Here is an 11,975-nt window from a genome sequence, read left to right as displayed (position 1 = left end):
CTGATGACGCACTCGTTGGAGGTCGTCGGCGTCAGCTATCGCTACCCGAAGGCCGACGCCGACGTCCTCCACGGGATCGACCTGAGCTTCCCGGCCGGCAGCTTCACAGTGGTGATGGGGCAGACCGGGGCCGGGAAGTCGACGCTGCTGATGACCCTGAACGGTGTGATCCCGCACCTCAAGGAGGGAAGCATGCAGGGGAGGGTGGTGATGGACGGGCAGGACCTGAGCGGTTTCCGCGTCCAGACCATCACCCGGTACGTCGGGCTGGTTCTACAGGATGCGGAGAGTCAGATCCTTGGCCGCAGTGTCGCCGAGGATGTGGCCTTCGGTCCCCGCAACTATCTTGTGGACCGTGACGAGATCCGCGCCCGGGTCCTGCAGAGCCTTCGCCAGGTGCAACTGGACGGCTTCGACGGACGGGAGACCTCGCAGCTGTCCGGCGGCCAGAAGCAGCGGCTGGCCATTGCCGGCATCCTGGCGTTGCGGCCGCGGGTGATCTGCCTGGATGAACCCACCTCGGAGCTCGACCCGCAGGGCCGCGACGAGATCTATGCCACCGTGGATGTTCTCCGACGCGCTGGTGAGGTGACGATCGTCGCTGTCGAGCACGGCAGCGGTGACATCGTCGGGCGCGCTGATCACCTGGTCGCCATCAAGGACGGCCGGGTCAGCTGGCAGGGACCGCCGAGCGAATTCTTCCGAGACCTCGACCTGGTCACCGACAACCGGGTCAAGCCGCTGCCGATCGCCGTCGTCGGCGCCGGGCTGGCCACCGCCGGACTGATCGAGTCCGGCGACATCCCCCTCTCCGTGGACGATGCGGAAGCCTTGATCCGTCGGCTCGCCTCCGGCTCCCTGCCGGCCGCCCCGCCTCCGCCCGGGCCCGCTGCCAGCAGGGTGGGCGGTCCGGTCGTCGAGTTGCGGCAGCTGGTGCACACGTATGACGGCGGCCACCGCGGGCTTGCCGAGGTCGACCTGACCATCGGCCGTGGCGAATTCGTGGCCATCGTCGGACGCAACGGCGCAGGGAAGACGACGCTGGCCAAGCATCTCAACCGCCTTCTGGACCCGACCTCGGGCACGGTGCTGATCAACGGCATCAACACCGCCACCCTCACACCGGCCGAACTGGCTCGTCACGTCGGCTATGTATTCCAGAATCCCGACCACCAGATCTTCAACACCAGCGTGGGGGGAGAGGTCGGCTACGGGCTGAAATTGGCCGGATTGTCCGACGCCGAGATCGACACACGGATCGGCGAGGCGCTGGATGTCGTCGGCCTGACGGCCCGGCGCAACGAGCATCCGTTCTCGCTGGGCAAGGGGGAACGCCAGCGCGTCGCGGTCGCTTCCGTCCTCGCGCTGCGCCCGGAGATCCTCGTGGTGGATGAGCCGACGACAGGGCAGGACTGGGCTGGCGTGCAGAGCATCATGGCCCTCATCGGCCAGCTCAACCGGGCCGGAACCACCATCGTGATGATCACCCACGACATGGACGTCGTCGCCCACCATGCCCGACGCGTGATCGTGATGAACGACGGAAGGATCGCTGCCGACGGTCCCACCGCGGATGTGCTGGCACGCACCGACGTACTCGCCTCGGCCGCAGTCGCTACCACGCAGCCCGTCGATCTGTCGCTGCGCCTGTGGCCGCAGGCATCGCCGATCCTTGACGAGGCCGAGCTCGGCGAGCACCTGGCCGACGAGCTCGTCCGGAGGAGGCTCCGGATATGATGCTCGATCGCCTCGACGTGAGGGTGAAGATCCTCGCCTTCGTGACGGTGTTGGTCGGCATGTTCGTGTTCTCCGACCCACTCGCCAATGCCAGCCTGCTGGTGTTGCTGCTTGCAGCCTTGGCCGCCACCCGGACCCCCTTGCGCGGACTGTGGGCGATGCTGCAGCCGCTGCTGCTTGTCCAGGTGCTGATCGTCGCCGTGACGATGTTCACCAGCACCCAGTTCACCCGTCCCGGGTTGCACGCCGAGTTGTTCTCGCTGTGGGGGATGCCTGCGACGCTCGGTGGCCTCCTGGTGGGGCTGAACTTCGCCGTGCGGATCCTGCTGATGGTCGTGGCCACCTACGCCTTCACCGTCAGCACGCCCATCGACGACCTGCTCGAGGTGCTCAGCTGGATCCACGCCCCGTACTGGTTGTCGATCATGGTGACCACGTCGATCGCATTCGTCCCGACCATGGGACGCAAGAAGGAGATGATCGTGGCGGCGCAGCGGGCCCGTGGCGCCCGCATCGTCGATTCGGGACCGGTGAGCCGGCTCGTCTCCCTCGTCCCGATCATGGTGCCGCTGGTGACCACCTCGATCCTGATGGCGGACAACCTCGCGGTGGCCATGACCAGCCGCGGCTACGGCGCCAACACCACCATGACCCGAATGCGTGACCTGCGGTTGCGCCCCGTCGATCTCGTGGTGATGGCTCTCGTTCTGCTTGTGCTCGGCGGAATCCTGGTGGTTCGTTTCGGATGGGAATCGGGAGTGTTGTGATGAACCAGATGGGGGATCTCGCCATGACGACAACGCCCGCACCAGAGCTGCGCCGGATCAGGGACTTGGTGATCATCAACGACCTGGTCATCGCCACCGACTCGATCGGCGGCATCGGGCCGAAGCCGGCGGACACCATCTACGCCGATGCGGCCACCGTCGCCCACTTCGCCGTCCGTGTCCCCCTGCTCGAAGTGATCTGCGCCGGCGCGACGCCGATTCTCGTGATCAACGACCTGTGTGTCGAATTCGAACCCACCGGACGTCAGATGATCGCCGAGATCCACCGACTCGCAGCGGGGGTCGGGGTACCGCCGGAGGCCGTCGCCGGCAGTACAGAAGAGAACGTCCGCACCGAGGCCACCGGCATCGGAGTGACCGTCGTGGGGCGCCTTGATGACACCGCCACGACGAGGCCGGGCGGCGCCCACGACGGCGACCTCGTCCTGTGTGCAGGACTGCCCGTCTCCGCGCCGCGCGACGACATCCACATCGGCCACCCCGACCAGGTCACGATGGCCGCCGTGGCGGCGGTGATCGCGAGTGGCATCGTCCACGACGCACTTCCCGTCGGATCGAAGGGCCTGAACTGGGAGGTGCCGCAATTGGCGGCCTCGGCCGACCTCGGCGTCGACTGGCTGCCGTCAACAGTCTCGCGAACGGACTCCGGCGGCCCGTCCAGCTGTGTCTTGTTCAGCGTCGACTCCGCGTCGGCTGAACTTGTTCGAACTCTGTGCGCTCCGGCACCCGTCCACGCGGTGGCGCGCCTACAGCGACGGGGTCTGCCTCATTAGCGGCGGGCGCCGCGCAGCCTCCGCGGAAGATTCACGTGGGCTCCGCAACGTAGGTTGCCGCGAGGAAACGGCGGACGTCAGCGATTTCGGCGGCGCTGAGCGTGTGCGCGAGCCCGGGGTACACGCGCCGCTCGAGCCGCGCATGTCGCGGCAGCCACGATTCGGTGCGGGCGATCGCCGGCGCAGCGATGACCCGGTCCTGGGAGCCACGGCCCCAGAACACGGCAGGGGGGTTCTCGGCGAGGAGGTCGTCGCCGGGTTGTGGCGCACCCAGGATGAAGCCGCTGAGGATGACGGGGGCGAGTACCCGCTCCGGGCGGGTGCGCAGGAGCTGGCTCGCCATCAGCCCGCCCTGCGAGAAGCCGATCGGGACCAGACGGGTGTCGGGGGACAGGTGGGCGTCCACCCAGGCCCAGATCGTGTCGGTCGCCCTGGTGACCGTCTCGGGGTCGGGGTTTCCGGGCGTGGTGACCGGGAACCAGGCGGCGCCGTGCCCGAGGTCGACGGGGGCGCGCAGGGAAGCCCACGGCACGGAAAGACCCAGAGGCGTGGCCAGCCCGGTCAGGTCGTGTTCGTTCGAGCCATAGCCGTGGAGGAGGAGCACGACGACTGGGGCGAGGGGCGTCCAGTCGGCTGAGCGCACGTCTTGCAGAGCGGTGGTCATCGCGCGATCAGCTCCTCGGTGGACAGGTCCGGCACGGCGAGGGTGACCTGGGTGCCCCATGGGTCGGCGACGGAGACGGAGCGGCCGTCGCCGGCGAAGGGGATCGAGCGGGCACGCAGGCGCGCCGTGAGTGCGTCCAGGTCTGCCGCGGCGGGAACGGTGACGGCCACATCGCCCAGGCCCAGGCCGGCGGCGCGGGGTCCGGAGCCGCGGCTGTTCCAGATGTTCATCGCGACGTGGTGGTGGTACCCGCCTGCCGAGGCGAAGAGGGCGCCGGGGTAGGCGCTCTGCGTGGTCTCGAATCCGAGCGCGTCCACGTAGAAGGCGCGGGCCGTCGCGATGTCGCCGACCTGAAGGTGCACGTGGCCGACGGTTCCTGCCAGCGACGATCCGGCGTCGACCGCCTGCTGGGTCAGGTGCTGTTGCAGGTAGGCCCTCGGGTCTAGGTAGTTGGTGGCCATGACGATCTCGTCGCCCTGACGTGTCCAGAGATGACGGGGCCGGTCGGTGTACAGCTCGACGCCGTTGCCCTCGGGGTCGGTGAAGTAGAACGCCTCGCTGACGAGGTGGTCGCTGGATCCGAGGAAGCGGCTCGCAGGCTGCTGGGCGGCTCGGTACACGGTCGCGGCGAGGCTGGCAGCGTCCTCGAAGAGGAAGGCCGTGTGGAACAGGCCCGGTAGGCGCGGGTCGACACCGGGCAGGCCGGGGGTGTGCACCAGCCGCACCAGCGGCGTCCGGCCCCGTCCCAGCACGCGGTGGACCTCCCGGCCGCGGCTGCGCTCTTCGAGCGCGTCGAGCGCGAACGCCTGCGTGTAGTACGTGGACATGGCCTCGAGGTCACCGACCCGCAGCGTGACCGCGCCCATGGAGGTGTCGGGGTTGAGGGTGTGTTCGTCGGTGGCGACGGTCATGGTGGGTCTCCAGGTGGTCGAAGGCCGGTCGGGGGCCGGGTGCCGGCCGCGACGTGGTCAGTGGGGTGGTCGTTCAGCGGATGACAGCCGACCGCCGGGCCAGGGGCGGCCGCGCGCTGGCGTGGTTGTAGTTTCAACTATATAGAGGATTGGTTGCACATGCAACCGTTTGGCGCGACGCCGATCCACGGGTTCGCAATGCCTCGGTGCCCGATCCTGGGGGTCAACCGCAGCTCCAACGCCAACAGCCACAACGGAAGGATCCCGATCAGAATACGGGCACCGCGTTACCGAGCTGCGCCAGAGCCGTCACGGCGACCCCCATCCGCGCGGGCGGCCGCGACGTACCCGATCCCGCTGGCGAGCACGACGGACACGACGAAAGAGATCAGGGTCAGCGGCAGCGTCACCCCCAAGCGCGACGATGTCGGGCAGCACCGGGGTACCGGAGATGAATGAGGTGCCCACGCGCCAACTGATCCGCGCACTACCTCGCCTCCCTGCCGCCCGTGCGTCTGGCCGGTGATTCAGTGGGCCCTTGCGACCGCCGAGTAGATCACGAAGAGATGGCGCCGTAGCATCAGAGGCGCGCTTACCAGAAGGAGCACGAGTCATGATCGCCTCAACACCTGTCAATGACGAAGGCCAGTCCGGCCACGCGTGGGGCAGGGCACGCTGGGTCGGCGTGGCCGACGTGCGAGACGCTGTCATCGTCGCATGGTCGGTCCATGAGGTGCGCTGGGATGAGTCGCACGACGCCGGCACGCACGGATCGCACCACGCCCGCGTGGTGACGTTCCTCAGGGAGCAGGGCGTCGAGGCGGTCGTCGTTGATCACATGGGGGAGGGGATGGCCCGCATGATGCGCACCATGGGCATCCACGTCCTGCCCGCCTCGCCAGGTGACGCACAGTTGTCTGTGCTCAACGCCGTCGCGGGCCTCTGACCACAGCGCCCCCGGCCGCCGATACGCGCCCGTTGGTGGTACTAGCGCGGGACGCCGCGCCGGGGTGGGCACACGGTCGCAGTGCTAGCCATTGCCCACTGGTGGTGGGCCCCAGATGGTGGCGCTGCGGCGGATGAGGTCGTCGAGGTCTGGCCCGGGGTCGTCAGGAAGGTCTGGGTCTGGCGGGTCGGGGTCGTGTGGGCGTGGTGGTGCCGCGGCGTGGGGTTCGAGTTGCTGCAGCCGGTGGCGTTGGTGCTGCCTCGGCCGACGGGCGGGGTCGATGTGTCTTGGTGGCGTGAACCATGGGGTGCCGGTGGCGGGATCAAGTGCCACCTGCCACTGGGATTCCTCGGATTGCTGGGGGTCTGGTTCGACGAGCCGGTGATGGTACGGGCACAGCAACACGCCGTTGGCGATCGACGTGTCCCCGCCGGCCCACCACGGAAGGATGTGATGCGCTTCGCAGGCGGCGGGGGTGGCGGTGCAGCCGGGGAACACACATCCCTGGTCCCGCTGCAGCAGCGCCGCACGGATGGCGGGGGTGAACAGGCGATGGGTCCGGCCGACATCCAGCGGCCGCGATGCCGTGCCGAGGGCGATGGGGATCAGCCCGGCGTCGCAGGCCAGGCGGCGGGCCTCCGCGGCGGACAGGCCTTCCACCCCGCCCGCCCCGCCGGTGTCGAGGAGGGCGACCGTCCCGAGACCGGTGGTCAGGGTGTCCAGATCGAGGGTGATGTGGACCTGGGGCCGGTCCACCCCGTGCCTGGGTAACCCGCCGCTGCCTGCCGCGTGCTGGACGAGCAGGACCAGGGCATCAGCGCGGCGGGTGTCGCGGCCCGGGGTCTCGCCGGTGTGCTGATAGGCGGAGGCCGGTGGCATCAACGCATCCAACTGCGCCGACAGGAGCGCGGCGTCGGCGACGGGCAGTTGCCCGGTGATCCGCATCGACCCGTGGAAGTCCGGCGCCAGACGCAGGAACCGATCCCGGCGTGCGGCGGCCTCTTCACGGGCCAGGCGTTTCGCGTCGTCGGCATCCGCCTGCTCCGGGTCGACCACCTCGACCAACCGGGCCGCCAGCACGCGAAGCTCTGCCGGGCCCAGGGTGTCCACGTGGGCCAGGATCAGCTCCTGACACTCGATCAGCTGCGCGCGGGACCACCGCTCGGGCAACTTCCGCAACCCGGCCACGATCCCCTCCGCCTGCGCCAACGACACCAAGCCGTCGTTCAACGCGCCACCGATCACCCCGAACCGTTCCCCCAAATCCTGCGCGAGCCGCAACGCGGCCGCGGCCTGCGCTGGGGTGCTGCGCACCGACTGGCGCACCTCCTCCACCACCGCGTCCGCCGCAGAGACCCGGGCCTCGTGGAGCAGGTGCAGCCGCAACCCCGCCAACTGGGCCTCCGCCTCAGCGACCGCCTCCACCAACCCACCCAGCCGTGCCACCGCCGCGACATCCGCACCCAGCGACCCCGCGACACCCCACAGCGCGGCGATGTACCGCTGCCCCAGGTCCCGCACCGAATCGCTCACGCGTGCTATTCTAGCACCATGTATTCGATGCACACAAGATCAGCACGCCCCCTGCCTCATCCACGATCCACCATCCATCGAGCACACGGATCGGGGCTATCGGGGCGTTCCTGTCCTGTTACAGGTCGGTAAATAGCGGTCGGTAGGCCGGTTTGGTCTTGTTGGCACCGTCTCCGGGCTCGTATGGTGCTGATATGGCCACACCGGATGCACCAGCGCCGCACACGTCGCACGTGAATTCGGGATCCGGCGTGCCGCTCGTCGTGGTCGATCACGTGGACAAGTACTTCGGCGATCTGCACGTCCTTCGCGACATCAACACGGTCGTGGATCGCGGTGAGGTCGTCGTCATCATCGGTCCCTCCGGTTCCGGGAAGTCGACACTATGTCGGGCCGTCAACCGTCTCGAAACGATTGACTCCGGCACCATCTCCATCGACGGAAGCCCCCTGCCGGAGGAGGGTAAGGACCTTGCGAGGCTGCGCGCCGACGTCGGCATGGTCTTCCAGTCGTTCAATCTCTTCGCGCACAAGACAGTGCTCGAGAACGTCACGCTCGGGCCGATCCGGGTGCGGGGGATGAAGAAGAAGGACGCCGACGAGAAGGCGATGCGCCTGCTCGAACGCGTCGGGGTCGCCGATCAGGCGAGGAAGATGCCGAACCAACTCTCCGGCGGACAGCAGCAACGGGTGGCCATCGCCCGCTCGCTGGCGATGGACCCGAAGCTCATCCTCCTGGACGAGCCGACCAGCGCACTCGACCCGGAGATGATCAACGAGGTACTCGACGTCATGGTCGGCCTCGCCCGCGAAGGCATGACAATGGTCGTCGTCACGCACGAGATGGGGTTCGCGCGCAAGGCCGCAGACCGGGTCCTGTTCATGGCCGACGGCGCCATCGTCGAGGAGGCCACGCCGGAGCAGTTCTTCACCAACCCCCAGAGCGAGAGAGCACAGGACTTCCTGTCGAAGATCCTCCAGCACTGACCGAGTGTCCCGCCCCAGGGCGGAGATCGAGAGCGGGCGCCACCAGGCGAACCGCACACCAGGAAAGGAAGCAGACATGAGACCACAGAGGAACTCCCTGATCGCCCTTGTGGCAGCGGGTGCGTTCGCGCTATCGGGCTGCGCCGGCGGCACCTCAAGCGAGACCACCTCCCCAACTGCCGATGACACCGCGTCGCCGTCGGCCGAGGTGACGTTCGCGGAGGGCACCACGATGGCCGAGCTCAACGAGGCCGGCAAGATCACCATCGGCACCAAGTTCGACCAGCCGCTGTTCGGACTGATGGGCCCCTCGGGTGTCCCAGAGGGCTTTGACGTCGAGATCGGCAAGATCATCGCGTCGCACCTGGGCATCACCGAGGACAACATCAAGTGGGTCGAGACCGTCTCGGCCAACCGCGAGCCGTTCATCGAGAACGGGCAGGTCGACATCGTCGTGGCGACCTACACCATCAACGACAAGCGCAAGGAGGTGGTGTCCTTCGCCGGTCCGTACTTCATGGCCGGACAGTCGATCCTCGTCCTGGCCGACAACGAGGACATCTCCAGCGAGGCTGATCTCGTCGGCAAGCCGGTCTGCTCGGTCACAGGTTCCACTCCGGCCGCGAAGCTCGCGGAGATCGGGGCAGAACCCGTCCTCACCGACACCTACTCCAACTGCCTCGAGCCGCTGCGTAACGGCACTGTCGTGGCGGTGTCGACCGACAACGTGATCCTTGCCGGCCTCGCCGCCCAGAACGAGGGCGAGTTCAAGGTGGTCGGCGAGCCGTTCACCTCCGAGCCGTACGGCATCGGTCTCGCGCTGGAGGACACCGACTTCCGGATGTGGATCAACGACGTGCTCGAGGAGAGCTACGAGGACGGGAGCTACGAGGCGGCATGGAACGACACGGCCGGCACCGTCCTGACCTACGTCGAACCGCCCACTCCGGACCGCTACTGATGTCCCGGTGGGGTCCGGTCCGTGTTCGCCGGGCCGGGCCCCACCGCACTACACGAAGGGGGAGCCCATGGCGCAGCTGTTCTCGCTCATGCCTGAGTTCTGGCAGGGGCTCCGCGTCACGCTGCTGTTGCTCGTGGTGTCAGGCGGCGTCGCGCTCGTCCTCGGCACGGTCATCACCGCGATGCGGATCTCGCCGGTCCCGGTCCTGCGATGGTTCGCGGCGGCCTGGACCGAGATTGCGCGCAACACTCCTCTGACCCTGGTGTTCCTGTTCACCGCCTTCGTCCTGCCGATGCTGGGCGTCCGCACGCCGTTCCTTCTGCTGGCCTTCGTCGCGCTCACCTACTACACCTCACCGTTCGTGGCCGAGGCGCTGCGGTCGGGGATCAACGGTGTGCCGATCGGGCAGGCGGAGGCGGCACGCAGCATCGGGCTCGGCTTCGGCCAGACGGTGTCTCTGGTGGTCCTGCCGCAGGCGTTCCGCATGACGATTCCTCCCCTTATCAATGTGTACATCGCCTTGACGAAGAACACCTCGGTCGCCGGCGGTTTCTTCGTGGTGGAGTTGTTCGCATCGACGCGCCAACTCGTCAACGACAACGGCAACATCGTCATTCCGATCCTCGTGCTGGCGGCAGCGCTCTATCTGGTGATCACGGTTCCGCTCGGCTTCATGGCCGTGCAACTCGAGAAGCGGTGGGTGGTGTCTCGATGAGTGCCACCAGCGTCCTGTTCGACGCGCCCGGCCCGCGGGCCCGTCGCGCCTCGCTCATCGGGTCGATCGTGTCCCTGGTGGCCATCGTCGCCGGCGGTGCCTGGATCGTCGCGATCCTCGCGGCCCCGCGCGAGTCGGGCGGCATCACGCTTCCCGGCATGTTCGACGCGTCGCGATGGGACATCTTCGTCGACCCGCAGGTGTGGGTCTTCATCGGCAACGGCGTCCTCGGCACGCTGCGGGCCGCAGCGGTGGCGGCCGTCGGCGCCATCGCCCTGGGCGTGGTGTTCTCGCTGATGCGAAGTTCCCTCCTGCCGTGGGTGCGCATCCCGACCGCCGTGATGCTGGAGTTCTTCCGCGGCATGCCGGTGCTGCTGATGATGCTGTTCATCCTGCTGGTGGCCTCGACGGGTGCCTTCTGGGCCGTCGTCATCGCCCTCATCATCTACAACGGAACCCTGATCGGCGAGGCGCTGCGCGCGGGGCTCGCCTCCCTGCCTCGCGGGCAACGCGAGGCTGCCCTGAGCCTCGGCATGCGCGAGTTCCAGTCGAAGATGCTCGTCGAGTTCCCGCAGGCGTTCCGGCAGATGCTGCCGATCATCGTCGCCCAGCTGGTGGTGCTCCTCAAGGACACGTCGCTGGGCTACATCGTCGGATACAACGAGATCATCCGCAGCACCATGAACAACCTCGCGAGCTTCTTCGGCAATCGTTACCTGTTCTCGCTGTTCATCGTGACCCTGGTGATCTACCTGGCCATCAACTTGTCGCTGTCGTGGTTTGCGCGGTGGTTGTCGTGGCGGACGGCCAGCGGTGGGCACATGGCCAAGGGCGGTGGTGCCGACCCCGGAACCGCCGACCCGACGTCGGCGATCCGCCTCCTGGAGGCGACGGCTGCAGCCCGGGAGTCCGAGGCCGGTCGCCGCTGATTCGCACGAGTCACTGGAGCCGACAGAATGCGTCACGCGGCGTCGTCACGCGGGTAAGCTCGAATGATCACATTCCCGAGGAGGTAGGCATGAATTCGACCATCCTGGGAGCGGACGACGCGTTCCCGCCGGACCCGGAGGACTGGCCGGCACCCGATTCCAGCGGCCTCTCTCCAGAGGCCCTGGAGAACGAGTCCGACGACATGGCTCTTCCCGGCTCACCCGAGCCTAGCGAGGCAGACGAGCTGGACGTGTTGGATCAGCTGCGTGACGCCGGGCCCGACGATGAGGCCGACGCTTGGACGGTCTAGGGTCACAGCGTGCTCGAGGTGCTGAGTGTCTCAGCCGTTGACCCCCCGGATGTGCGTGGAGGGATAGCCTTGAATCATCGTCTGAAGGGCGGTGAGGGCAATGACGTCGGGTTCGAATGACGTGCATAGCCGGGCAACACTGGGTCGCCGGAGACTCCGGCTGGCAGCAGCTTTCCTGGCCGGGATCATTGCGGTGCTGTATGTGACCGTGTTCTTCATCCAGTTGCCGCATCTACGCGAGGCGGACAACCCCGCCCCTTTGTATGCGTTCCTGGCAGTGGCGTACGCGGTCGGTGCCGGCCTGCTGGTCCTCCGTGACAATCGCCTGTTACACGGTGTCGGCGCAGGCATCCAGGTGCTGGTGGTCGGAGGCTTCGTCTGGCTCTTCGTCGAACTGTCCAGGCACGGCGAGGAGTCCTTCGTTCTGGACATGCTCTGGCTGGCGGTGTCGATCAATGCCCTTCAGATCGTCCTGTTCGGGATCCTCGCGGTCCTGGTGGCAGGACGTCCCGACTCGTTGCAGGCTCGGCTGCCCCACTAGATGAGCACCCCGGGCCAGCGGTCCTCCCGTGGACCGGGTTGAACCGGGCCAGCGCGCCGGCCGCGAGGCCATCGGGCACCGGAGGCGACCCTGGCCCCGCCGCGACACGAGGGTCGCGGCGCCTGTGGTGGGTGGCGGCGGACCGATAGGCGACCTAGGCCCATTGTCTTGACTCTCTGG

General features: G+C 67.8%; 13 protein-coding genes. 10 read left to right on the top strand and 3 right to left on the bottom strand.

Annotation, left to right across the window (positions count from 1 at the left end):
• Window positions 1–3: 3 nt before the first annotated feature.
• Genes ACZK5N_RS00545 through ACZK5N_RS00535 form a run of 3 tightly spaced genes read left to right on the top strand, consistent with a single transcriptional unit; the run spans window position 4 to window position 3,298 of the window.
• Window positions 4–1,737, top strand: coding sequence for an ABC transporter ATP-binding protein (locus ACZK5N_RS00545; RefSeq protein ID WP_459017836.1), 1,734 nt, complete (start codon window positions 4–6; stop codon window positions 1,735–1,737).
• Window positions 1,734–2,504 (top strand): energy-coupling factor transporter transmembrane component T family protein, encoded by a 771-nt coding sequence (locus tag ACZK5N_RS00540; RefSeq protein ID WP_459017835.1) that lies wholly within the window; start codon window positions 1,734–1,736, stop codon window positions 2,502–2,504. Before ACZK5N_RS00545 ends, ACZK5N_RS00540 begins: the two co-directional genes overlap by 4 nt.
• A 23-nt stretch (window positions 2,505–2,527) precedes the next feature.
• The gene (locus ACZK5N_RS00535; protein WP_459017834.1) at window positions 2,528–3,298 is read left to right on the top strand and encodes an AIR synthase family protein; all 771 of its coding nucleotides are present in this window, start codon (window positions 2,528–2,530) and stop codon (window positions 3,296–3,298) included.
• A gap of 31 nt (window positions 3,299–3,329) precedes the next feature.
• Here the strand turns inward: ACZK5N_RS00535 and ACZK5N_RS00530 are convergent, their stop codons facing one another.
• Window positions 3,330–3,962, bottom strand: a complete 633-nt coding sequence (locus tag ACZK5N_RS00530) for an alpha/beta hydrolase (protein WP_459017833.1) — start codon at window positions 3,960–3,962, stop codon at window positions 3,330–3,332.
• Window positions 3,959–4,873, bottom strand: coding sequence for a VOC family protein (locus ACZK5N_RS00525; RefSeq protein WP_459017832.1), 915 nt, complete (start codon window positions 4,871–4,873; stop codon window positions 3,959–3,961). The genes ACZK5N_RS00530 and ACZK5N_RS00525 overlap by 4 nt, the downstream gene beginning before the upstream one ends.
• 613 nt (window positions 4,874–5,486) lie before the next feature.
• Here ACZK5N_RS00525 and ACZK5N_RS00520 point away from each other — a divergent pair.
• Window positions 5,487–5,819 carry a NifB/NifX family molybdenum-iron cluster-binding protein gene (locus ACZK5N_RS00520; RefSeq protein WP_459017831.1) on the top strand — a complete coding sequence of 111 codons (333 nt, stop codon included), beginning with the start codon at window positions 5,487–5,489 and terminating at the stop codon, window positions 5,817–5,819.
• 84 nt (window positions 5,820–5,903) lie between these two features.
• Here the strand turns inward: ACZK5N_RS00520 and ACZK5N_RS00515 are convergent, their stop codons facing one another.
• A complete protein-coding gene (locus ACZK5N_RS00515) occupies window positions 5,904–7,352 on the bottom strand; it encodes an HNH endonuclease signature motif containing protein (protein ID WP_463624529.1) in 1,449 nt (482 codons plus the stop codon).
• 194 nt (window positions 7,353–7,546) lie between these two features.
• Here ACZK5N_RS00515 and ACZK5N_RS00510 point away from each other — a divergent pair, with 194 nt between their 5' ends.
• The 6 genes from ACZK5N_RS00510 (at window position 7,547) to ACZK5N_RS00485 (ending at window position 11,795) form a co-directional block, all read left to right on the top strand.
• Entirely contained in the window at window positions 7,547–8,338 is a 792-nt protein-coding gene (locus ACZK5N_RS00510; protein ID WP_459017829.1) for an amino acid ABC transporter ATP-binding protein, read from the top strand.
• 76 nt (window positions 8,339–8,414) lie between these two features.
• Complete coding sequence (locus ACZK5N_RS00505) at window positions 8,415–9,299, top strand: glutamate ABC transporter substrate-binding protein (protein ID WP_459017828.1); 885 nt, start codon at window positions 8,415–8,417, stop codon at window positions 9,297–9,299.
• A 67-nt stretch (window positions 9,300–9,366) separates the two neighbouring features.
• Window positions 9,367–10,014 (top strand): amino acid ABC transporter permease, encoded by a 648-nt coding sequence (locus tag ACZK5N_RS00500; protein ID WP_463624528.1) that lies wholly within the window; start codon window positions 9,367–9,369, stop codon window positions 10,012–10,014.
• Window positions 10,011–10,943: an amino acid ABC transporter permease gene (locus ACZK5N_RS00495; RefSeq protein ID WP_459017826.1), complete on the top strand. Its 933-nt coding sequence runs from the start codon at window positions 10,011–10,013 to the stop codon at window positions 10,941–10,943. The genes ACZK5N_RS00500 and ACZK5N_RS00495 overlap by 4 nt, the downstream gene beginning before the upstream one ends.
• Window positions 10,944–11,032: 89 nt before the next feature.
• On the top strand, window positions 11,033–11,254 hold the full coding sequence (locus ACZK5N_RS00490) for a hypothetical protein (protein ID WP_459017825.1): 222 nt from the start codon (window positions 11,033–11,035) through the stop codon (window positions 11,252–11,254).
• A 121-nt stretch (window positions 11,255–11,375) separates the two neighbouring features.
• Window positions 11,376–11,795, top strand: coding sequence for a hypothetical protein (locus ACZK5N_RS00485; RefSeq protein WP_459017824.1), 420 nt, complete (start codon window positions 11,376–11,378; stop codon window positions 11,793–11,795).
• The last annotated feature ends 180 nt before the right edge of the window (window positions 11,796–11,975 follow it).

This window comes from Tessaracoccus pujii (genome assembly GCF_055326215.1).
Note: the sequence above shows the minus strand (reverse complement) of the source record. Positions and strands in the feature narration are given on the sequence as shown.

What these genes read in the sequence shown, in the direction of transcription:
- ACZK5N_RS00490 (WP_459017825.1), top strand. Translation starts at nt 11,033, where the DNA reads ATGAATTCGACCATCCTGGGAGCGGACGACGCGTTCCCGCCGGACCCG.
- ACZK5N_RS00500 (WP_463624528.1), top strand. Translation starts at nt 9,367, where the DNA reads ATGGCGCAGCTGTTCTCGCTCATGCCTGAGTTCTGGCAGGGGCTCCGC.
- ACZK5N_RS00505 (WP_459017828.1), top strand. Translation starts at nt 8,415, where the DNA reads ATGAGACCACAGAGGAACTCCCTGATCGCCCTTGTGGCAGCGGGTGCG.
- ACZK5N_RS00535 (WP_459017834.1), top strand. Translation starts at nt 2,528, where the DNA reads ATGACGACAACGCCCGCACCAGAGCTGCGCCGGATCAGGGACTTGGTG.
- ACZK5N_RS00530 (WP_459017833.1), bottom strand. Translation starts at nt 3,962, where the DNA reads ATGACCACCGCTCTGCAAGACGTGCGCTCAGCCGACTGGACGCCCCTC.
- ACZK5N_RS00510 (WP_459017829.1), top strand. Translation starts at nt 7,547, where the DNA reads ATGGCCACACCGGATGCACCAGCGCCGCACACGTCGCACGTGAATTCG.
- ACZK5N_RS00525 (WP_459017832.1), bottom strand. Translation starts at nt 4,873, where the DNA reads ATGACCGTCGCCACCGACGAACACACCCTCAACCCCGACACCTCCATG.
- ACZK5N_RS00520 (WP_459017831.1), top strand. Translation starts at nt 5,487, where the DNA reads ATGATCGCCTCAACACCTGTCAATGACGAAGGCCAGTCCGGCCACGCG.
- ACZK5N_RS00495 (WP_459017826.1), top strand. Translation starts at nt 10,011, where the DNA reads ATGAGTGCCACCAGCGTCCTGTTCGACGCGCCCGGCCCGCGGGCCCGT.
- ACZK5N_RS00545 (WP_459017836.1), top strand. Translation starts at nt 4, where the DNA reads ATGACGCACTCGTTGGAGGTCGTCGGCGTCAGCTATCGCTACCCGAAG.
- ACZK5N_RS00540 (WP_459017835.1), top strand. Translation starts at nt 1,734, where the DNA reads ATGATGCTCGATCGCCTCGACGTGAGGGTGAAGATCCTCGCCTTCGTG.